Origin of the sequence: Enterovibrio norvegicus DSM 15893 (assembly GCF_900115495.1) — a bacterium.
GTDB classification, from domain to species: domain Bacteria; phylum Pseudomonadota; class Gammaproteobacteria; order Enterobacterales; family Vibrionaceae; genus Enterovibrio; species Enterovibrio norvegicus.
Genome location: NZ_FOWR01000006.1, coordinates 128642 through 151025 on the forward strand (window position 1 = coordinate 128642; position 22384 = coordinate 151025).

The 22384-nt window shown below is 47.5% G+C and carries 20 protein-coding genes; 5 read left to right on the forward strand and 15 right to left on the reverse strand.

Annotation, left to right across the window (positions count from 1 at the left end):
• Positions 1–128: 128 nt before the first annotated feature.
• Positions 129–374, forward strand: a complete 246-nt coding sequence (locus BM082_RS05490; protein WP_017010692.1) for a hypothetical protein — start codon at positions 129–131, stop codon at positions 372–374.
• Between the two features lie 270 nt (positions 375–644).
• On the opposite strand, the gene BM082_RS25415 is transcribed toward BM082_RS05490, so the two are convergent.
• The 5 genes from BM082_RS25415 to BM082_RS05515 form a co-directional block, all read right to left on the reverse strand.
• Positions 645–773 carry a hypothetical protein gene (locus BM082_RS25415; RefSeq protein ID WP_017010691.1) on the reverse strand — a complete coding sequence of 43 codons (129 nt, stop codon included), beginning with the start codon at positions 771–773 and terminating at the stop codon, positions 645–647.
• A 539-nt stretch (positions 774–1312) separates the two neighbouring features.
• On the reverse strand, positions 1313–1705 hold the full coding sequence (locus BM082_RS05500; RefSeq protein WP_017010689.1) for a hypothetical protein: 393 nt from the start codon (positions 1703–1705) through the stop codon (positions 1313–1315).
• 296 nt (positions 1706–2001) lie between these two features.
• Positions 2002–3033 carry a DUF2860 family protein gene (locus tag BM082_RS05505; RefSeq protein ID WP_074925635.1) on the reverse strand — a complete coding sequence of 344 codons (1032 nt, stop codon included), beginning with the start codon at positions 3031–3033 and terminating at the stop codon, positions 2002–2004.
• Positions 3034–3147: 114 nt separating this feature from the next.
• Positions 3148–4362, reverse strand: a complete 1215-nt coding sequence (locus BM082_RS05510; protein ID WP_017015695.1) for a sensor histidine kinase — start codon at positions 4360–4362, stop codon at positions 3148–3150.
• Positions 4352–5011 (reverse strand): response regulator transcription factor, encoded by a 660-nt coding sequence (locus BM082_RS05515; protein ID WP_017016637.1) that lies wholly within the window; start codon positions 5009–5011, stop codon positions 4352–4354. The genes BM082_RS05510 and BM082_RS05515 overlap by 11 nt, the downstream gene beginning before the upstream one ends.
• A 122-nt stretch (positions 5012–5133) precedes the next feature.
• On the opposite strand from BM082_RS05515, the gene BM082_RS05520 reads away from it, so the two are divergent.
• The 3 genes from BM082_RS05520 to BM082_RS05530 all read left to right on the forward strand — a co-directional run bounded on the left by BM082_RS05520 (position 5134) and on the right by BM082_RS05530 (position 8240).
• Positions 5134–6264, forward strand: a complete 1131-nt coding sequence (locus BM082_RS05520) for a fumarylacetoacetate hydrolase family protein (RefSeq protein WP_017010685.1) — start codon at positions 5134–5136, stop codon at positions 6262–6264.
• Between the two features lie 298 nt (positions 6265–6562).
• Complete coding sequence (locus BM082_RS05525; protein ID WP_074925638.1) at positions 6563–7807, forward strand: leucine-rich repeat-containing protein kinase family protein; 1245 nt, start codon at positions 6563–6565, stop codon at positions 7805–7807.
• 97 nt (positions 7808–7904) lie between these two features.
• Positions 7905–8240, forward strand: a complete 336-nt coding sequence (locus BM082_RS05530; RefSeq protein ID WP_017015698.1) for a PBPRA1643 family SWIM/SEC-C metal-binding motif protein — start codon at positions 7905–7907, stop codon at positions 8238–8240.
• A 67-nt stretch (positions 8241–8307) separates the two neighbouring features.
• Here the strand turns inward: BM082_RS05530 and BM082_RS05535 are convergent, their stop codons facing one another.
• From BM082_RS05535 to BM082_RS05580, 10 genes are all read right to left on the reverse strand, one after another.
• Positions 8308–10065 carry a HEAT repeat domain-containing protein gene (locus BM082_RS05535; protein WP_017015699.1) on the reverse strand — a complete coding sequence of 586 codons (1758 nt, stop codon included), beginning with the start codon at positions 10063–10065 and terminating at the stop codon, positions 8308–8310.
• 119 nt (positions 10066–10184) lie between these two features.
• On the reverse strand, positions 10185–11246 hold the full coding sequence (locus BM082_RS05540; protein ID WP_017016635.1) for a hypothetical protein: 1062 nt from the start codon (positions 11244–11246) through the stop codon (positions 10185–10187).
• A 370-nt stretch (positions 11247–11616) separates the two neighbouring features.
• Positions 11617–11946 carry a DHCW motif cupin fold protein gene (locus BM082_RS05545; RefSeq protein WP_017010680.1) on the reverse strand — a complete coding sequence of 110 codons (330 nt, stop codon included), beginning with the start codon at positions 11944–11946 and terminating at the stop codon, positions 11617–11619.
• Between the two features lie 508 nt (positions 11947–12454).
• On the reverse strand, positions 12455–13645 hold the full coding sequence (gene choV / locus BM082_RS05550; RefSeq protein WP_017010679.1) for a choline ABC transporter ATP-binding protein: 1191 nt from the start codon (positions 13643–13645) through the stop codon (positions 12455–12457).
• A gap of 2 nt (positions 13646–13647) precedes the next feature.
• The gene (gene choW, locus BM082_RS05555; protein WP_017010678.1) at positions 13648–14496 is read right to left on the reverse strand and encodes a choline ABC transporter permease subunit; all 849 of its coding nucleotides are present in this window, start codon (positions 14494–14496) and stop codon (positions 13648–13650) included.
• 108 nt (positions 14497–14604) lie between these two features.
• The gene (locus BM082_RS05560) at positions 14605–15498 is read right to left on the reverse strand and encodes a choline ABC transporter substrate-binding protein (RefSeq protein ID WP_371734895.1); all 894 of its coding nucleotides are present in this window, start codon (positions 15496–15498) and stop codon (positions 14605–14607) included.
• Positions 15499–15700: 202 nt separating this feature from the next.
• Positions 15701–17404 (reverse strand): choline dehydrogenase, encoded by a 1704-nt coding sequence (gene betA, locus BM082_RS05565; RefSeq protein ID WP_074925641.1) that lies wholly within the window; start codon positions 17402–17404, stop codon positions 15701–15703.
• Positions 17405–17434: 30 nt separating this feature from the next.
• Positions 17435–18895: a betaine-aldehyde dehydrogenase gene (betB, locus tag BM082_RS05570; protein ID WP_017010675.1), complete on the reverse strand. Its 1461-nt coding sequence runs from the start codon at positions 18893–18895 to the stop codon at positions 17435–17437.
• Positions 18896–19525: a transcriptional regulator BetI gene (betI, locus tag BM082_RS05575; protein ID WP_017010674.1), complete on the reverse strand. Its 630-nt coding sequence runs from the start codon at positions 19523–19525 to the stop codon at positions 18896–18898.
• 405 nt (positions 19526–19930) lie between these two features.
• Entirely contained in the window at positions 19931–21142 is a 1212-nt protein-coding gene (locus tag BM082_RS05580) for a cation:proton antiporter (RefSeq protein ID WP_017010673.1), read from the reverse strand.
• Between the two features lie 303 nt (positions 21143–21445).
• Here BM082_RS05580 and BM082_RS05585 point away from each other — a divergent pair, with 303 nt between their 5' ends.
• Positions 21446–22336: a pseudouridine synthase gene (locus BM082_RS05585; protein WP_074925644.1), complete on the forward strand. Its 891-nt coding sequence runs from the start codon at positions 21446–21448 to the stop codon at positions 22334–22336.
• The last annotated feature ends 48 nt before the right edge of the window (positions 22337–22384 follow it).

Genomic DNA, 22384 nt, shown 5'->3' on the forward strand with positions numbered 1-22384 from the left:
AACTTCAATACTCGGAGGGTTGAAGCGGCACGGAAAAGCCATGCGTTTGTCACGCACATTGCCTCGCTTGGCACGCCGTGAAATAATCCAAGCACAAAACTTTGAAACACAGAAAGAGTGTTGAACACATGTACAATGAAACCGATATCATCGACAACCTACAAGATCTTGAGACCTTCCTTGTCGCTGTCGAAAATGGTGGTTTGGGGCTAAAAGACGTCGCAGGCGTCGCACTAGCCACCAATAACTCAGACGGCCGCCCTTTTGTTGCCGTTTTAGGTGACGACCACCAACTGCTTTTGGCGCGTTGGGTAACGCAAGACGTGTTCGATAACGGCAAAGACCTTGTCCGTAATGGCCCTAAAAAGCACTGATCACCGAACGTTAGAAACGAAAAAATAGCGCCAAGTTTCCTTGGCGCTTTAACACTAAGATCAGAATAACCTCACATCATCTGCACGAATCGTGTCGAATAAGGGATCTACTTATGAATGGAGTTCCATTCGTTCGCTAAGATCTCGTGTCTAAGCCTTAGTCATCAGCTTGAACTCAACGAACCGCAACATGATATCTTCCCTTTCCTTCCGCCAATATCGCGCGTTAGTAGTATTTAAAACCCTTCTTTCAGATGACATCCGTAAGGCTTATTGATTGCCTTTGACCGTGCTTTTCAAGTTCAGCATGAAGGCTTTGAAGTACGGCATGAAGCCATCGAGTAATAAGGACGTTCGATGTTCCAATTCTTCAATGATGATGCGATAGCGTTTGCCCATATAGTTGAAAGCGCTGTGGGATCTCGTATTGATATTGTTCAATACCTCAAGCTGGCGAATCAAAAACCACTTAGAAATGATAAAAAAGCCTGTATTTGTAGGCCTTTATGGTTCATGACTAACCTGCTAAAGGGTGCCCGACAAAAGTGCTCAGCAACAAAAGATAACGTTAATCGTTCAGGTGCTCATCATTGAGCGGCATCTGCCTTAGAAAGTAATGATACCGTTTGTTGTATTTATACATGCCTCCCAAGAGCATGAGCAAAAGTGAAATGACAACCGCCTTAGGCATCATGAAAACCATGAGACCGAAAAAGAGTGTTAATACTTCAAACGATAGGAATGTAAGATTGGCTGACTTTGTATAGCAATTGGAGCCCTGGAGGAGTTGAAAATAAGCCTGTAAGAATACGCCCTTATGAATTTTTATCCCAAATGTGCCAGAGAATATGTTTTCATTTACTGGTATTTAGGCTGTGTCTAATCCCACTCCGCTTCCTCTCTGATTCTATTTCTGCTTTCAATATGACAACGCGATGTCATATCACCTTCGTCAATCTCGTTACTTGGTGGTCAAACACCACAAGGCTTTTCCCCGTTCGGCATCGCGCCACCGTAAGCCACTGGCGACCCGTTCCATCACCATGTTGAAATTCAATTTTAAGTGCATATTTGTTGGTGTATTTTACGCCAAGCATAAGACCCATTACCGACAGAACAATGGCAAGATAAAACGTCCCCGGGTTATCAAATTGGCTCCAGGCAAGCCAAACGGCGAACGAGAAAATAAATACCCAGAAGGCCACCTGCAAAACGTTACCCACCCATGAGGTTTTTTCTACTTTAATCGCAGAAATTTTACGAATCGCGTAGGAATCTTTTCTGACGGTGAATTCACCGTTTTGTAGCGAGAAATCCTTCTCTAAGTACACATTGCTTTCCTTCTTCTACTTGGTATTTTTCGAACAACCGAAACAAGCTTAAAAGACCATCGATATAAGATCTAATCTCAAAAAGTAAGAAATGACAGGAGGATGTAAAGGTGCGAGAGCCTTCGCAAGATTGTTTGATCGATCTATACACCCCAACCAATTGTGACCACAAAAAAGCAGGAAAAATATACATTGCCATACAAGCCAGAAGATGAAGACAGAGGACTAGCGCTAGCCCGGCGAACTCACCGGGCTTTTTTCGTTAAAACGTAAACATTGAGTTTTTACCAGCCTATTCAAAACTGATATTGCATGCCTATCGTCACCAAGTAATTGTCACTGTCGTAAACATCAATATTCGAATCAACATGATCCCAACCGCCTCGAACAATCATTAATGTACTGTCGATATTGAATGGAGAGGCGTAAACATAGGTTGCGGACAATCCGAATCTGTCATCCTTACGGGTACGGCCAAACAACGCTAATTCTTTATCAAAGTTCTGCTGACCGCTACTTGCCCCCGCCATCACCACATGTCGACCTGTACGATATTGTGTCTCAATATCCATGCCATAACGTTGACTATCAGGGGCACTCGCGTTTGACTGAATATCCAAATAATGGCCAACCCATTCAACGCCCCACTGTTGATTAAGCTGCATGTCATAGCTCAGTTCTGCATAGCTGAGCGTCGCGTCACGCTGGAGTTCAGCAACGGTAGTATCTTCATCAACGTTGAACTCACCCCGTGCGAGTTCAACAGACCAATCAGAGCCCAATAGCTTGTTGTAATTGGCTATCACGCCACGAACAGCGGCTTTTGTCGTTTCACGCTGAGTATTAAGCAGATAGGGGTTTTTCCAGACCTCTTTTTCCAATAAGCCCGGCACAATACCCAAAGCGAGATAGGAATCATCTTTCAAGTAATGGCGGTATCCGGCGTTGAGGTAGAAATCGCTCGCCATACCAACGATGTCGGTTTCAATATACAACTCGCTGGTACTATTTAGACGATATTTCACATCCCAAAAGGGAATGACCACCACTTCACTGTTGTTTTCAGATGTCGAATACTCACTGATAACAGCATCTGAATCCGTGCTCAGCGGCGATGTGGTTCCACTGAAACCCGTAAACAGGCTCACGGACCCATAAAAACCTTGAGGTACAGAGTCTTCTGCTGTCGCGAAGGGGCTGGTCAATAAGCAAATTATCGAGAACATTTTTGCAGTTTGACGGCACGTGGTGAGCAAGGGAAATGAGGCATTGCCTTTAAGAGGACGTTTGTTGGTTGTGGTTGGTGAAAAGCTTCGGACAGTTTTCATAGCAGCATCCTTGTTTGTTTATGATGCTGTTCACTCTATCCTTCTTTATGTCACAACCATGTCACCAATAAATCACCGTAAATTACCCAATGAGAAAGGGATGTCAGTGCGGCATCAAAAGTAGATCACCACCGTCGCCTTTGAGGCAGCAATCCGAAAATGGTAACGCCAATTTGCGCTTCGACAAACCACCTTTACGATTTCCTCGCCATGACCAAAACCATGTTGAGCAGCCTCGCTAATATCATTTTGAATAACTAACCGCCGTCCCTCTAACGCAACCCTCACCGAACTGAGTGAATAACTAAACGCATTGCGAACAAGGTTCGCCAACACAACCTTCGCAAAATCTTCAGCAACGATCACATCGGATTCGATGGTTCGCATCACATCGATATGTCTATCCGACAACAAATAGTGATGTCGCGAAAGACTTTCGTTGATGATATTTCCAAGTGACACCCTATTTTGCTGGCCCATCTCCTCTCGGCCGATAAGCAAAAACGTATTGATCAGCTTTTCCATGTCCTGATTGGCCAACTCAATACGACTGAGGATGTTTGTCTTTTTTTCGTCCCCTTCTATCATCTTGAGCAACTCTACAGCGCCTTTCGTCACGTGAACGGGCGTGCGCAATTCATGGCTGGCAAACCGCGTGAATTGTTTTTCTCGCTCAAGAAAAGATTGGATCCGCAAGTAAGCATTCTGATAGGCATTTTGAAGGGCGCCAATTTCGTCATTCCGTGCCCGCCTCTTTATACTTGCCCCATCTACAGGCAATTGATGAACCTGTTGAACCAGTCCCAGGATAGGTAAACTAAAGTGACGAGAAATCAGATGCGCTGCCACCAGCCCCAAGGCGAAAACCAATAACATCATGTACGCGACATACGCCATAACGCCTTGGCCGTAATTCACCATTTCAGGGTCTTTATCGGGAAAATATACAAAATGCAGCCAGTCACTTTTAAAGGGAGAAAGAAACGTCACCACATGCGCATTGCTGAGTTCAAATTCTTTCACACCTAAGGTGTCGATACCTTTGAGGAAGTCTGGGATCGTGTTGTCATCATCCGAATAAAGCGCAAGGTATGGAGAAGTAATATTAGCGGCAGTCCCGAGCTGAATTGAGGATTGCATCCACTGCCTTTGCATCAACGTGACTCGCTGGTTGATAAAGCTATCCGCAGCAATTTCTGTGGCAGCCCAAGAAATGATGCCTATCGCTAGCACGACCAACAACATTAATACGCTAATAATCACAAACACTTGATGGCGAATATGGCTAGTGTACCAGCGTTCAAAGGTATGACGGGCTTTAACCAGCATTGAGTCGATATCCTTTACCGCGCTCGGTGATCAACATCCCTTCCGGCAGGGATTTTCTCAGACGGTAAATTTGTGTTCGCAGCGCACTGCTGTCTACCTCCTCTTCTCCCCATATGTCATAGGCAATATCTTGGCTAGCCACAAGCGCTGGCGCTCGACTCAACAGCAAACGTACGATGCGCTTTTGCGTCGGATCAAGCAACAAAGGTTTTCCTTCTACACGGACCAAATCAGTCGCAGAATCAAACGTTAAAGCACCGAAACTCAGTGTTGGGCTCATCCTGCGCTGATTTCTTGCCTCCAAGGCTTGTATCCGCGCGTATAGCTCCTCAACCGCATAAGGCTTCACAAGATAATCGTCAGCCCCGGCTTTAAATCCCGCCAATTTGTCGTCCAACGTGTCACGCGCAGTGACGAAGATGATAGGCGTATCTGCATGTTCACCAGCGCGTATCGCATCACACGCTTTCAGCCCATCCATCACGGGCATCATGATATCGAGAATAATCAAATCGAATCGGTGAGCATTGAGTAATTGCAATGCACTCGCACCATGGTAAGCAAAATCAACGTCATGACCCACCAAGGTCAAATAGTCCGCTAAGTTCTGTGCCGCGGCATGGTTATCTTCGGCAACAAGAATTCGCATAATCATCCTTTATAAAACTATCAAAACATGGGCTTAGGGTGGCTGTTATTGTTGCAACCTCTAGTGACACACCTGTGACGTTCAAGCGCTTAACCTAACAACATCACACAAAGGAGAACGCCATGAAAATCCCATTCACACCATTTTGTATCACCAGCTTGTTCGCATTCGCTTGTATAAACATCGCCAGTGCCAACGACATTGCCTCTCCCAACACTGCGCTTACGTTAGCGCAAGTGATGTCACCTTCGGGGGAGAAAAACACCTATCTAGTACAACAAGTTATGCAAAATAAGGTCACAGCGAAGAACATTAGTGAACACTTTGACTATTTTCCCGATGACCCTCTCAATTTTTTGAAACAATACGGATACGAAGAAATAGAAAGCAGCTTTAAGGCTATCCCTTCTACGGTCGTTGACTATCAAACGTTGCTCGCAGCCGGTGGCGACGGGAACGCACACATTGCTGCGGGCACTAACTATGCCGAACATGGTGAAGAAGCCGACATTGACGAGGTTTTCTTATTCCCTAAATTCGCGCAAGCAACACCTAGCTACTCTCAAATCCGCTATCAATCGGATGTGTTACTCGATTATGAAGTTGAGCTTTGTATGCGATGGGTGGACAACCTTGAGAAACCAGAACAGGTCGGAGGCCATGTCGGTTTATTTGTCTGTGGTGATTTCACAGATCGTGCCGAGCTTCTGCGCAAGATCGACGTTGATAACGTGACATCAGGACATGGGTTTAGTGATGCCAAAAGTGGTGAAAAACGCTTTCCTACAGGTCCCTACATTGTGGTTCCCAAAAACTGGCAAACATTTTTAAACGACATTTCCTTGTCCACCTACGTGAATGGTCAACAACGACAGCAAGCCGAAGCCAAAGAAATGCTTCGTTCACCTAAAGACCTCATCACGATGATATTGTCTTCTGGAGCAGCACCGATATGGCGCTATGAGGATCAAGACGTGGTGTTGTTTGAAGGCACTGCGATCACCAGCGAGCAAAATATCGTGACGGGCACACCCGCTGGCGTCATCTACAACACTCCGGGCTGGGGCTATCGAATAGTGAAATCATTGAAGTGGTTAGCCACCTTCTCTTTCGTAGAGTCAGGGCCAATCGACTATATTCTTGAGGAATATATCGCAGAGAGCTTTGCAGATAACCGCTACTTGCAAGCTGGCGACAAAGTACAGCTGACCGCAACGTATCTGGGCACGATTGAAGTGGACATTACGCCATAAGTAATCCTCAACATTGCATTACAAAGCATTATGAGGTTTAACCGTCAATCAATGCGTCTCGGTTAAAGCGTGGCCTGATGAAAACAGGCCACGCTTTGACTGCGAGAACGGTTCATTGTGTTGTAAATCTCTAAGGTTCTCTGTGGTTTCTACAGGCTTTTGCAAGAGCAATTCAGCACATAGCAAAAAAACGGGCGCATAAAAACGTTGCGAGAGCCCACACAGAACCTCTAACGATTTGAATGACTTTCTTGTAGACTAAGCGCCGATTGTTTTACCGCTACTATGGATTTTCATTTTGCATTCTCTTTCTCAGCTGCGTGCCGGCGAACTTGTAGGCGTGACGCGCCTTACACTGTCAGAAAACCTTACCGAGTTTCCCCTCGAAATCCTGTCTCTTGCCGACAGTTTGGAAATACTGGATCTGTCCAATAACCAGTTATCCAAGCTTCCCGCTGAAATTGCACATCTGCATAAACTGAAAATCTTTTTTGCATCAAACAACCGCTTTAACACCATGCCTGAAGTACTTGGCAACTGTCCTGAACTGGAAATGATTGGCTTTAAAGCCAACCAGATTGTGCATGTTCCTGAGAATGCATTGCCACCCAAACTGCGTTGGCTAATCCTGACAGATAACCGTATTGAAACCTTACCGGATTCACTCGGCCAGCGTCCGCGCATGCAAAAGCTCGCACTGGCGGGTAACCGCTTAACTTCATTGCCACAGACAATGCGCCACCTTGAAAACCTGGAGCTTCTGCGCATTTCCGCCAATCAACTGACCGAATGCCCAAATCAACTGTTGGATTTGCCAAAACTGGCGTGGTTTGCGTTTGCTGGCAACCCTTTCTGCCAGACAGACCTGAGCATTGACTCAGTTCCCCATGTGGCATCTTCTCGCTTCACGCTACAAAACGTATTGGGCCAAGGCGCATCAGGGGTAATCTCAAAAGCGGTGTGGAACGAAGCCCAGCAAGACTTCCAAGACGATATCGCAGTGAAAGTCTTCAAAGGCGAAGTGACCAGTGATGGTTACCCGCAGGATGAACTCAACGCCTGTTTGAAAGTCGGCAATCACCCGAACCTGGTTCAATCACTGGCGCAGGTCAACGAACCGGGTTTCCTTGCCCTGATCATGAACCTGATCCCGTCGCATTATAAAAACCTCGGTTTGCCACCGAATTTTGATACCTGCACACGCGACACTTTCCCTGCAGGTTTTACCCTGTCCATTGCGCAAATAGATACGATCGTGACGCAGATGCGTGATGTGTTTGAGCACCTGCACGCCAATCAAGTGTGTCACGGCGATTTGTACGCCCATAACACCTTGTTTGACGAAGAGGCCAACATCCTCTTTGGTGACTTCGGCGCGGCGAGTATGTACCACATGCTGGATGACAAACAGCAGAGCCAAATCAAGCAAATTGAACAACGCGCACTAGACTTCTTTATTGATGATTTGCTGAGCGTATGTGCTGAAGACAATCGCGATAGCGCCCGTTTTCAAGCGCTTAAGCAGGCAATTAAACCCAATTAAATACAGGTATTGCCCATCTAGGTATTAGATTCCGTTTCTTCGATGGGCATTTTGCTGTATAACCTCACTCCGCATTTAACAAACCCGGAAAAATCCCATGTCTAAGTTTTTCTATAAAGGCAGAATTGAGAAAAAACCAAAGTATCAAAGTTTTGGTTATAACACTAAGCGTGCTGCAAAACCGGGTTCAGAAGACCTACCATTAACGCTAACGGTGCAGACTGAAGAACGCAAAGCAGAGCTTGAAGCGATCGCGCTTGAAAGCGAGCTATTCGTGTCCATTACCGTCGATGCAGACCAGCCAGAAGACATCACTGAGTTGGAAACGCTACTGGCAAAACCTCAAACCACAGTGTTTGATAAAACGCCAAACCGTAACGACCCATGTTCTTGCGGAAGCGAAAAGAAATACAAGAAGTGCTGCGGTAAGTAAGCCAACGCTTCTTGGTCAAACACAAAAACGCCAACGTTATGTTGGCGTTTTTAGTTTCTGACGATCGTTATTGGTTCAGTAACTCTTGGGCGAGCACCAACGTCGATTCTGAAACACCGGGAGCATCTAGCATTTTGCGCGCCGCAGACTTATTCAAGGCTGTTGGTTGGGCATTGTTAGCAAGAAACATAAACAGCAAATCCCGCGTGGGTGCAAGAATATCCGGCGCATCTAAGCGGCTGCGTATTCTCGCTTGGTCGCTTTCATTTAACTGAAAGTCTTGGCTATGGTTTTCAATGCCCGTCGTGATCGCTTTCACCACATTGGGATGGCTGTCGCTCAACATCTGGTTTAGCAATGTAGGCTGCATATCAGGATTTCGACTTAGCAATTTTACGGCGACCTGCCTTTCATCTGCATACTCGCTGTTGAGGTATGGCAAAACTTGACTGTCGAGCGCTGAATTCCCAAGGTTACTGATAGCCAACAATTCGCTGTAGCCCGAGCCTTCAGACGATAAGCGCTCGGATAAAAACGACGTAACATCACTGCTCATTTGCGGGTTTTGGTTTCCCAGAATCCCAATGTTCAATATGGCGGTTTGTGCCAGAAGTTCGTTAGGGTGATCGAGCATGTTTTGCAGCGCACTCAACGCCACCTGACTGTTTGTCTCTCCCATTTTCACGATCGACATAATGGCACGAAGACGATCGGTTTCACCGAGGGAGTCATCTTCAATCAAAGCGGCAAGCATGTACTCGCCTTCCTGCGCACCCGACCGCTCCAATGCGAAAATCAGGCTTGATCGCATGCTGTCCGTGATGTCATCTTCGTTCAATAAATCACGCACAAATCCCCATCCTTGATTCACCAAATACACGCCCAGCGCTTGTGCCGTGGATAAATCCGGCGATGCATCAAATGCCACCAGCGTTTCCATGAAATTCTCATCGTTCACGTCTATTTTTGGGCCTGTTTCATTAAACGCCACCCTGTATTGGGCGTTAGTGCCCACGTCGAAGCTGACATTAGCCAAGATGGAAGCATCTGCTTCGATGGGGGTGATCGCAATGTCCTGCTCAAGTTGAAGCTCTGATCCATCCATGACAAAGGTTTTACCTGCGCTGGTTTGTAGCCGCGATGGAAACAGGGAGGCGTCCAACGTCAGATTCCATATGTCATGTTCTGCCAACGTCTCATAGCTTGCCGACGAGCGAGCATTCTCCGCTTTCAGCCGTGTTACTTGGTCTCCTTTGAGCGTATAAACATAGGTATGTATGCCGTCTGCAAGTTCTATGCTGCGCGTGCCTTCAAAGTAGGAGAACTGCGCTAACAAGGTAGGAACGATATTGAGAGGATGCTGAGATGGCAGCCCTAGCATCGACACATGGCTGAATTCGCCCGAACGGTAATCAAACGTAAAACCGAGGTGGGGAGGAATATCAGTGTCAGGATCTTCAGATTCAAATTTCACCTCATAGATAACACCTTTAAATGGCCCCTTCCCTTTGAGGCTAAGCGCGATATTCAATGTGTTGGTGAAGTCGGCCAGTGCTGCACCTTCCCCTCGTAACTTTGATCGAATAATCACGCTGTAAGCTTTAAATTCATTGTCGCTCAATGCGATAGGAAGGCCCGTTGAAGAAGTATTGACCTTGCTGCTAATGATCGCGGTGGGACGCTCAACACCCGTGGTACTGTTTTCAGCATCCTCTTGCTGCGTTTTGTTGTCGGCCGTCGTCTGTGGTGTCGATTCAAACAAAAGGAATGACGAGGCAATCATTGCGCAGACAAGCAACGAGATGAAGAATAATTTTCTATTCATTGTGTCTCCAATCGAAAAATAGGGTCACATGATATGCCCGAGAACATCTAAGAAACCCACAACCCGTTGGTATGCAAATTTCCCTTGAAAGACGACTCGGACATATGCCTCAAATTAATTTAGATATATGTTGTTCTGTCATAAATTGTTCTGGTGTACTCATAAATAGGCGACCAACTGATCAACGTGGTTTCCGCATAGAATATTCTCGCCATACCAAACAATTTCACATCGCAATAAAGTCCAACACTCCCATCACCACCGGATGCATTCGCATCCCACTTTAATCGGGTATAATATTGATACTTTTTATTTTGATCCATATTGTAAGTTGGATTCACCATAACCCAACCACTCGCATCCATAATTAGTGGCAGTGTGGTTATCTTAAACGCAGGTTCTTGTGCATTTGTTTCAGGCTTATACGTCACACCGGCTTCCGCGTAAGCTGTCGTTCCTGCATTAATTAAATTTAATTTCCCTTTTACGCCTTTTTCAACCGTTTTTAAAAAGAGGTTTAATTTGGCGTAACCACTCGCTTTCGCCGCACCTGAAATAAATGGTCGAACGCTGGCATAGACAAAGTCAGGTCGTCGTTGACCATTGATTTCAATCGACTCGTTGGGTTTGTCAAAACCACCCACCTCTAGACCAGCGGCAAAGTCCGCACCGACCTTCAGCGTTGCTCCAACCTTTACACCAAGTCGAAAAATGCCTGCGGGATCAATTGGTACTTCCGGAAGGGGAACTTCACCGCCGGCAACGGTATGACTAATGCTCCGTTTGATGTCTGCGCGAAGAAGTGCATCACAGCTTGGGCTTATTGAAAGTGGAACCTTCTCACTCACAGTGAGTGAGAGGTGTAAGCCACGAACACAGTTCAACTCTTCTGGTTTAAAGTTCAAATCAACCGCACCACGTATTGATCCGATCTTTGTGTTGTGCGGCCCAACGGTCACAGTAAACGCATTATCAGTGTTGCCAATGGCCTTCCCGCCACTGAAAGTGACATAGCCATAACCTGACCGTGTTTCAACAAAATTTCGAACAATATGATGGGTATTCGCACGGTGAGTTTTATTCAGCACGTGACCTGGATAGAGGCCCGATGCCTGTGTAAAAAATGATGAGGTTGAAAATGCTAAAGCTGTTAGCATTAAACCAAACTTCGCAACTTTCATTATAACTTCCTAATATTAGCTGACGTGAATGAAGCCTTTTAAATCAAAGGCAGGAAAAATATAAGACACCCTAAGAAATAAGCATGTCAAACTTTTCCAATTAGTCGTTAATTGGTTCACCGCCCTAATTTTTTAGTCAGTTAAAAGTGCGGGTTTAGCATTATTATTAGATGGTTATAAATTAGAAATTTAGAATTCCCTTCAAACTAAAACATTAAAAACCCATGAGGGAAAATCGACTATACCAATTAATCGAACACCCTTAAAAAATATCCAAAATGACCACCAACACCCTATACAAAAAGCCCCGAGCAATGCTCAGGGATTATTTTAATGCGATGAAGTAGGTTTCTGAGACCCTTTTAAAACGTCAATCCACTACGAATAACGTGGCACCCACTTTTGTCGAAGAACGGTGCGCTTCAGCATTATCTGCCACTTGGTAACTCATGCCTTTTGTAAGGGTATAGGTGCGCCCATCATCTAACTCTGTGTCTAGCTCACCGTCTAAGCAAAATAGAATGTGCCCTTTCGAACACCAATGGTCTGCCAAATACCCAGCGGAGTATTCCACCATGCGAACGCGCATGTTCCCGAAGTGCTGCGTGCGCCAGTAAGCCATGCCCGTTTCACCTTTGTGTTCAGTAGGCGTAATAGCTTTCCAATCCGTTGTACCAAAAGGCAGATCATTGATATCCATAACGAGGTGTTGTCCTTTGAGCGTTTGTGTGAGTAAAAACCGTCTCCCCCACACTACTCATAAGTCACAACACATTCAATTTCGCATAGAGCACAAAGCGTTAGAGAAACAAAGTGGCGATGGCAGGGATACCGTCTTTCCACGTATCAAAACGCACGTGGAAGCAAATTGCACCTGCAGAAGTGACAAGTAAGCTCGCCGTCCCAACACCCCCTATTATTTCCGAAGATAAAGAACACGCTGAAAAGAAGTGAAACAATGAAAATAGCGGTCATCTGGGCTACCTAAAAAGATAAACGTTAACGGGGTGATTTACGTTAACAACCCCTAATGTAAGGACGCATTACTTCCCACATGAAAAGGTGATTCGAGACACCGAAAGATGCTTGATAAGGCGAGCCAATTCCACTTTCAACAAGCTGCACGGCAAAAAAATGAGGTAGAGACATCCAATGTGTCTGTACCTCATTTTCATGACTATTTCGTAGATTAGTCAGCTGCTGGGCGGCTAAGCCGCTTGTGAGAAATGCTTGCCGAGCAGTGCATGATAAAAGTCGTTATCACACAGCACGCCAATAACCTTCTCGTTTTCACTCAGCAACACTGGCTGACCAGTTTGATAGCGAATTTCGAGCGCATGGCGCATAGATATATCTGCCGATGCAAGCACCACAGAATCCACAGCCAATGCCTCGATGCTGTCGCCTTTGCTCCACTTCACCAAGGGTAAATCTTGCTCTTGGCGTTGAGCACGAACTACCAGCCCTTGCTCATTGGTTTTCAACACCGTCTGTTCATGGCGTTTTAACACTATGGTGTCGCCAACACGTGTAAGGTCGCTGAGCGATGTCATTAGGGAGCGACCACGCAGCACGTTAAGCGGATTGGTGTGCGCGACAAAGTCTTCTACATACTGATTCTCAGGACGAAGCACGATGTCTTCTGGCTTGCCATGTTGAATGATCTTGCCCGATTCCATGATGGCGATATTAGTGCCAATTTTCAGTGCTTCGTCCAAATCGTGGCTCACGAACACAATGGTTTTGTTGAGCTTGCGTTGAAGCTCAATCAGCTCATCTTGAAGCTGATTTCGAATCAAAGGATCCAGCGCAGAAAACGGCTCATCCATCAGCAAAATATCGCTGTCCATGGTGAAAGCACGCGCTAAACCCACTCGCTGCTGCATGCCGCCCGACAACTCATGCGGAAATTTGTCTTTCCACTCACTCAGTCCAACCAGTTCAAGCTTGTCTTCTGCGTGTTTGCGTCGTTCAGTTTTCCCCATGCCTTGCATCTCAAGACCAAAGGCGACGTTGTCGACCACGCTTAACCACGGCATTAAGGCGAACTTCTGAAACACCATGGAGATACGGTGTGAACGCAAATCACGCAACGATTTCTCATCAATACCAGCAAGGTTCACGACATCATCACCTAGGTTCACTTCAAGGGAACCGCGTGTCACGGGGTTAAGGCCATTCACGGCACGTAACAAGCTCGATTTACCCGAACCGGACAAGCCCATCAACACACAGATCTCGCCCTTTTCAACGGTGAGCGAGGCATTGTGTACGCCCACAACATCGCCCGTGGCCTCTTGGATTTCCTGACGGGTTTTCCCCTCATCCAACAAGGCGAGGCTTTTGTCCAAAGATTGCCCGAACACCACATCGAGGTTGTTAATCGTAAGTGCATTCATGGTTAGCCTTCCTTGTTTTGAGATGCAGGTGCTTTGCACAAACGGTCGAGGATAATCGCCACCAAGACAATCGCCAGACCCGCTTCAAATCCTTGAGAAATGTTCACCGTGTTAAGCGCGCGGATCACGGGTTTCCCCAAACCATCTGCGCCAACCAGTGCGGCGATAACCACCATTGAAAGCGACAACATAATGCACTGGGTGATCCCCGCCATGATGCTCGGCATCGCGGCAGGAAGTTCCACTTTATAGAGTAATTTTGAAGGGGTTGCGCCGAACGCTTTACCCGCTTCAATCAATTCTTCCGGCACGCTGCGAATGCCTAAGTACGTAAGGCGAATCGGTGCAGCAATCGCAAAAATGATCGTCGAAATCAAACCCGGCACGACGCCAAGACCAAACAACACCAAGGTCGGGATCAGATAAACGAACGTTGGGATGGTTTGCATCAAATCCAACACGGGCCGCATGAAGGTATACAGCCAAGGACGGTGTGCAGCCAATATGCCAAGGGGCACACCCACAGCGACAGAAAGTGACGTGGCGGTGAGCACCAGCACGAAGGTTTCTATCATTTCTTGCCAATAACCGAGATTCAAAATCAATAAGAGTGCGACCACAACGAAAGCGACCAATGGCACGCTGCGGTGAAGCAACCACGCAATGGCGGCGGTCAGTGCAATCGGCACATAAGGCGGAAACCACTGCATGACGTCAACAAGGGAGAGAATCAACCATTCTAGCGACACGGAGAGCGCGTCGAAAAAGCCAGAAGCGTTGTACGTTAGCCAATCCACACCGGTTTCCATGTAGCTGCCGAGTGGAATTTTATTGTCTGTAATCCAGTTCATGTGTACTCCAAAATCCATCATGGTGTGGGCGGCAACGCAGAGAAAATGCACATGCGCCACCTACCCTATGTTCCCGTCAATCACTGCGGACGGGAGACACAACGATGATTACTGGATATCTAAATGCGCTTTTACCGCTGCCAACGCATCTTTGCCGTCAGCAGTTTTAACGCCATCTAACCATGCATTCAGCACGTCTGGGTTCGCTTGTAACCACTCTTGTGCCGCGATTTCAGGCTTATCCCCATCGTTCAAAATGCCGTTCATGATGTCGTTTTCCATCGCCAGCGAGAACTTTTGGTTGGTCAACAGTTTGCCTACGTTCGGGCACTCACTGAGATAGTTTTTACGCACATTGGTAAAGACATTGGCTCCGCCATAGTTCGGGCCAAAGTAATCATCACCACCGGCCAGATATTCCAACTCGAAATTACTGTTCATTGGGTGCGGCGCCCAACCAAGGAACACAATCCATTGATCACGACGTACAGCACGTTTCACTTGCGATAACATGCCCGCTTCGCTCGACTCGACCAGATTGAACCCTTCCAAGCCAAACGCATCTGCATCGATCATGTCTTGGATCAGACGGTTACCGTCGTTACCCGGCTCAATGCCATAAATACGGCCTTTGAATTTGTCTTCATGTTTTGCGATATCTTCAAAGCTCTGCACACCACCTTCGAACGCATACTTAGGAACAGCAAGGGTATATTTTGCGCCTTCAAGGTTCATGTTTACGGTTTCAACCGTGCCCGCATCGCGGTATTTAGCGATATCGCCTTCCATGGTTGGCATCCAGTTGCCCAGGAAAACATCGATGTCACCGTTTGCCAGCGAGGTATAGGTAACAGGTACTGAGAGCAACTGAATGTCGGTCTTGTATCCCATACCTTGCAGTACAAGCGTTGTCGCCGCGGTGGTCGCAGTAATGTCAGTCCAACCTACATCAGAAAAACGCACAACATCGCATTGGCTCGCCATTGCAGGTGCAGCAGCCATGGTTGCTGCAAGTGCGAGGCTCAGCCCTGTTAGTCGTTTGGTCTGTTTGTTATCCATCATTACGTTCCTTTTCCTTTTTTGAGTGCGAGGATGCAACATCATTGCCGCATCCACTCCTTTTTTACTGACGTTTACAGGTGTTCTCTTATTCTTATGTTTCTCTCATCGGGATTTACGTCGACTCAATGAGTCATTAACTCAATCAAACTTGATTCTCGCCTCGCTCATCGAGCGGAAAAAGGCGCTGCTTGGTTTGCCAATTCGGGTCTTGCCACACCGACACATCTACTGGTGATAAAGTGTCATCATTCAAAATGATGTCTGATGCGCGTTCTGCCACCATAATGGTTGGGCCATTAAGGTTTCCATTCGTGATGGTAGGGAAAATGGAAGAGTCCACCACACGGAGGTTTTCAATACCGCGCACGCGGAGTTTCTCGTCCAACACCGCCAGCGGATCGCTGTCTGCACCCATTTTGCAAGTACATGATGGGTGATAAGCACTTTCCACATTTGCTTTCACCCAGGTATCTATCTCTTCATTCGTATTTACATTCATTCCCGGCTGGATCTCGCCGTCACCGAAGGCATCGAACGCTTGCTGTGAGAGAATTTCACGGGTTAGGCGAATGCAATCGCGCCAATCTTGTTTGTCTTGTTCTGTGCTGATGTAGTTGAAAACGATCTCTGGCTTGTCAGCAGGATTGGCGCTCGTAATACGCACATGCCCGCGGCTTTCAGGTTTGTTAGGTCCAACGTGCACTTGAAATCCGTGCCCTTCAACGGCAGATTTACCGTCATATCGAATGGCTGCTGGTAAGAAATGGTATTGGATGTTCGGCCATTTAATGCCCGCGCGGCTGCGGATAAATGCGCACGATTCAAAATGATTGGTTGCACCTAAACCGTCTTTGAACAAGATCCAACGCGTGCCAATCAAGCCTTTACTGATAAGCCCGAGTTTGCCGTTTAACGTAATCGGCTGCTTGCAGTGATATTGGAAATACACTTCAAGGTGGTCTTGCAGGTTTTCGCCGACACCGGGTAAATCGAGGCTTACCTCGACCCCTGCTTTTTCAAGCACCGCTTTTGGGCCGATGCCTGACAATTGCAGCAATTGCGGAGAACCGATTGAACCTGCAGCACTGATGATCTCTTTGTTGGCATACACCTCAACCGTCTGGCCACCTTTGCTGTAGCTCACACCGACGGCGGTTTTTCCCGCCAGAATAATTTTGTTGACCGTCACGCCTTTAATCAGGGTCAGGTTAGAACGTTTCAAAGCAGGGCGAAGATAGGCGTTCGACGTTGAAGCACGTACACCGTTATCGACCGTCATGTGCATCGGGCCAAAGCCTTCTTGCTGATAACCGTTATAGTCATCCGTGACAGGGTAACCAGCTTGTTCTCCTGCATCGATGAAAGCGCGGTATAGCGGGTTCAATGCCATGTCATTGCCGTTGCAAGTGCCAACTGGCCCGTCCCCGCCACGGTAGTCATTCCCGCCGCCAGACCAATGCTCTGCGCGCTTGAAATACGGTAGGCAAGACTGATAGTTCCAGCCTTTTGCGCCTTCCGCTTCCCACTGATCAAAGTCGTGGGCATGGCCTCGCACATACACCATGCCATTGATGGAAGAACTGCCACCCAACACTTTGCCGCGCGGACAATGAAGCTTTCGCCCGTCCAAGCCTTTTTCGGCTTGAGTTTCAAACTGCCAGGCGTATTTCTCTGTGTTCATGGGGTACGACAGTGCCGTCGGCATTTGAATAAAAATGCTTCTGTCCGTGCCGCCCGCTTCTAACAAGAGAACTTTGTGATAACCAGATGCGGTCAGGCGGTCTGCCAACACGCAGCCCGCAGAGCCTGCGCCAACAACAATGTAATCAAATTCAGTATTACTCATGAATCGTTCAATTCCTTTACTGACTCGGGGCTACGCGTAAGGGCTGTCCACATCCCCAAGCTCGACATACACACTCTTGGTTTGGGTGTAACTGCTCAGTGTTTGGACGCCATTTTCACGACCAATCCCTGACTGCTTATAACCGCCAACAGGCATTTCTGCTGGCGACGCACCCCAGTTGTTGATCCAGCAAATGCCGGCTTGAAGCTTGGCAATCACTCGGTGAGCGCGAGAGAAATTCGTCGTGAACACGCCTGCAGCGAGGCCATAGTGGGTGTCATTGGCGCGCGCAATCACGTCCTGCTCATCGCTAAATCGTAAAACAGACATCACAGGGCCAAAGATTTCACTTTCAACGTGCGGCATGCCGTCGTCGCACTCAGCAAAAATGGTCGGCGCGACAAAGTTACCGTTCGCCAAATCTCCTTCGGTGATTTGGTAGCCACCGGTTAACAGACGGGCATGGGTTTGCTTTCCTTGCTCGATGAAGCCGAGCACTTTTTTGAGGTGATCTTTTGAGATAAGTGCGCCAATTTGTGTATCAGGATGGCTAGGGTCACCAACGATGAGTTTTTCAGTGCGGGTTTTCAGTTGCTCAATGAACGCATCATAAATGTCGTCATGCACAAACACGCGTGTGCCATTGGTACACACTTCCCCTTGGGTATAGAAGTTCGCCAGCATGGCACCAGAGACGGCGTTATCCAGTTCGGCATCACTAAACACGATAAGGGGTGATTTACCCCCTAGCTCCATGGTCACTGGTTTGAGTGTGCCAGCCGCATCCGCCATCACTTTTTTGCCCGTGCCGCATTCGCCCGTGAACGAGACCTTCACGATGTCTTTGTGACGTGACAGCATTTGACCCACGCGGTAGTCACCTTGCACCACATTAAACACGCCATCGGGCATGCCCGCTTCGGTAAAGATTTCCGCCAATTTCAACGCCGTTAAAGGCGTTTCTTCCGATGGTTTAAACACCATGGTGTTACCCGCAGCCAGTGCAGGCCCTGCTTTCCACATCGCAATTTGAATCGGATAATTCCACGCGCCAATGCCAGCACACACACCCAACGGCTCTTTGCGCGTGTAGAAGAATTGGTTTTCCCCCAAGCTTTGCTGTTCACCTTGAATGGAAACCGCCAGACCGGCGTAATACTCAATCACATCCGCGCCAGTCACGATGTCCACATACAAAGCTTCTTGAATGGGCTTACCCGTGTCCAAGACTTCCAAGGCCGCCAGTTCGTCATTACGTTCGCGAAGGATGGCAACGGCACGATTCAAAATGGTGCGACGTTCAGGCGCGCTCATTGCTGACCACACTTGAAAGCCTTCCCATGCTGATTGAACGGCTTTGTCCACATCCGCTTGGCTGGCTTGTTGCACATCTGCCAACGGCTGATTGGTTGCTGGGTTGAGCGTTTTGAATGTTTCACCAGAGGTCGCGTCTACATAACCGCCGTGGATATAGAGTTGTTGAGTATCCATTTAATTTTTACCTTGTTGGTCTGGATAAGAAGGTGACGCGTTAGACGCGTGTTGTAACTGAAGTTCGAGATAATCTTCGATGGCAGCGACGGCAGATTTGGGGGCAATCCCATCAGGATTTAGCGCGCCGCGAAGCCAGATACCGTCAATCATTGCTGCGATACCTTGCGCGACAAATGCAGCGCGTTCGGCTGGCATCAGCATTTTGAGTTCGAGAGTCAGGTGTGAGAGAAGACGTTGAGCATTGACGCGTTGAAGACGAAATAACGCAGGTTCATGCATGGCATGGGCCCAGAACGCGAGCCATGTTTTGGTGACTTTGCTGTTCACTTGATTGCCATCGAAGTTCCCTTCGACAATCGCAAGGATCCGCCCTTTAGGATCGCTTCGGTCAACCAACCTCAATCGTTGTTGCACGCCACTAGAGAGTTGGCGAAGTACGGAGCGCATGGTTTCTTCCATCAAGCCATGCTTACCGCCAAAGTAGTGATTGATGATTCCCGCCGACACACCGGCTTTTTTGCTGATGAGCGAGACACTTGCGCCAGCAAGACCCACGTCATCAATGACAGCCATGGTGGCTTCCACTAACTGGGGACGACGTATTGCCGGCATTCCTACTTTTGGCATTCAAACCCTCCTTGGTCTTCGTCCTTCAGCGATCATCATTCCACGTTGAAATCGATGAACCATCGACAGTAAATGTAGTGGAATTTTTTTTGATTGATCGTTCAATTAAAAATAGACTTACAAATAAGACACGACTTGTCAAAATCAAGTTAGTGTCATAACTGTTTGTAAATATGAACAAATGAATTTAACTGTCTATTTTTCATCAAGTTATAATTTTAGAGTGGAAGGCTATGAATTTTACAACCGCTCATTATTTAGCCCACTAAGCATTATTTTTTGAATGGGCATCGCTTTGAGTGGATGTAGCTTTGAATGGACATAGGTTGAGAATTCGCCAGAAACAAAAAAGGCAAACACTGGTGTGTTTGCCTTTGGAAATGCGAGAGCTTGGGGGCTGAGATATCAACGCGTCATTTTCGACAGTATTCTTACCGTCACGAGCGGGTAAACAAGCAGAGAGAACAAAATCATGACAAACGCCAACGACAAGAACAGCGATTGATACTCAAAATCTGCAGGCAGCAGTAAAATAAGCGCTACCGACACGGCACCGCGAGCCCCAGAGAAATTCAGTAGCCAAAACTCATTCATCGAAAGGCGCATACCTTCTACTCGCATCAAAGGTTTCAACAAAGAAAGCGCCACAAAACGCCCTGCGAACAACAACCCTATCGCTAACAACGTATGGCTAACGGGCAAGTCTGTATTTGCCGTCAACGCAAAGAAGCTGGTACCTAGCAAGAAGAACAGCAAAGCGTTTGCCGCATAATCGAGGTATTCCCACACCCTTTCTTCTGCAAGGCGGTTGGTTCTGTCTTTGTCTGGTTTGTACCCATAAGCGAGCGCTGCAGCGAACACCGCCAAAATGCCAGAAAAATGCAAGGTTTCTGCCACCACGAAACTGCCATAAGCAAGGGCGAGCGTGATATTGGTGGTGAGTATGTAGTGCGACGTGTGCATTAATCGAAGAATAAAACGGGCTAATCGACCGAGTAGCGCCCCGCTGATCAGCGCACCCGCAATATGGGTAACGAAGCTCACGCTGGTATCAACCACACTGAAACTGGTCATGCTGAAAATCAGCAATGCGAGTATGCCAGCCACAGTAACAACAAAACCGTCATTGAGGATCGATTCACCTTCTATCAGTAATTTTTGATTTTCAGTGATGCTTTCGTTGCCTTTGAACAAGGCACTGACGGCAAGCGGGTCGGTCGCTGAAATGATCACGCCAAACAGCAATGCAGGCAGTAAGGCAACATCCAACAACCCGTGGATAGCCAACCCTATGGTCAACATACTCACCACGATGCCGAGCGTTCCTGCGATCACGGCAGGCACGATGATGGGCCTGAAATGGAACAGGCACATTTTCTTGGTGGATGCGAAGATCAACAGCGGCACAAAGACATACAAGACAACATCTGGATCCATCACCAATTCTGGCAAACCCGATTCTGGATTGGTCGACACCCAGCCATATGCGATGCCCGCCAGTAGAATCCAAATGATGTCGGAAAATACCCTCCATTTTTCCGACACGTAAAAAATAACGTTAAGCGCCATCCACCCTAAAACCGCGTATGTCACCAGCGTAGGCACAGATTCAGTCATCATCACTCCATGTGATTGTTATTAGAGGATTCCAGAACTCGCCATCCTTCTCTCTAAGCGTGTTTAAAGTTAAGGACAGACCAGTATGAAGATAACCTCCAGTCTGCAGGCAAATACCTCAAACGCAATACTCCCCGTCTGACAAGCAAAGAGTTTGGTTCTATAGGTATAAGAATTGGTTCAGAGGGATGTGTGCAGGGAGGATCAAGTTCATCCGTGATGCGTAAACCTCGGCTTCTTCTTACTCTAGAAGCCGACTTACACTATAATCGCCCGCCCGCCACGCAGAATAGATGACCCATCATGAGCATTTCAGAGCAACCTTCCACATTGAGCTTGCCGCAAACCAATCCTGGGGTCGAGACGGTATTGGAATACCTCATCATCAAATTCCCCTTCATTGACGCGCAGGTTTGGCACCAACGTGTCCGTGATGGAAAGGTGCACTTCTTCGACGGCACACTCGTCACCGAACACTCTCCATTTAAGCCTCAGCAACGCATCTGCTATTACCGCGAAGTGGAGAGCGAGCAGCGCATTCCCTTCAACGAAGACATCGTGTTCCAAGACGAACACATTGTGGTGGCGTATAAGCCGCATTTTCTCGCGGTAATCCCCGGCGGTGCGTTTGTGAATGAGTGTCTTCAGAATCGACTGCGAAAGCGCACAGGTTTGTCAGACTTGCAGGCACTGCACCGTTTAGACAGAGTAACCGCAGGCTTGGTGATGTTTTCCATTAACCCCGAAAGCCGCCAGCACTATCACCACCTGTTCGAAACCCGGCAGATACACAAAACCTACCAAGCCGTTGCTCAACTGAACGAGGGCGAAAACATTGTCGGCCAAGAGTGGGAGGTTAAAAATTGTCTCGTTCAGTCTGAACCGCGTTTTCGAATGGTGGTGACGGAATGTGATGCAAACAGCCATTCAGTGATTCGATGCATCAAACAATCGGCCTCAAAAGCATTGTTTGAGTTGCACCCTGTGACAGGGAAAACCCACCAACTGCGTGTTCACATGCAATCATTGGGTTGGCCAATATTGAACGACAAATACTACCCGACGTTACAGCCGCTTTCTGCGGATAACTTCGATGCCCCGTTGCAACTGCTGGCAAAATCCGTGGAATTTATCGATCCGATCACGCATCAACCCAGGCATTTTACCTGCGCACAGAACTTGAGTTTGGAATAAGCCTTTGAGCATTAAGCTGCATTCGCGCGGCACAAAAAAGGCACTAAA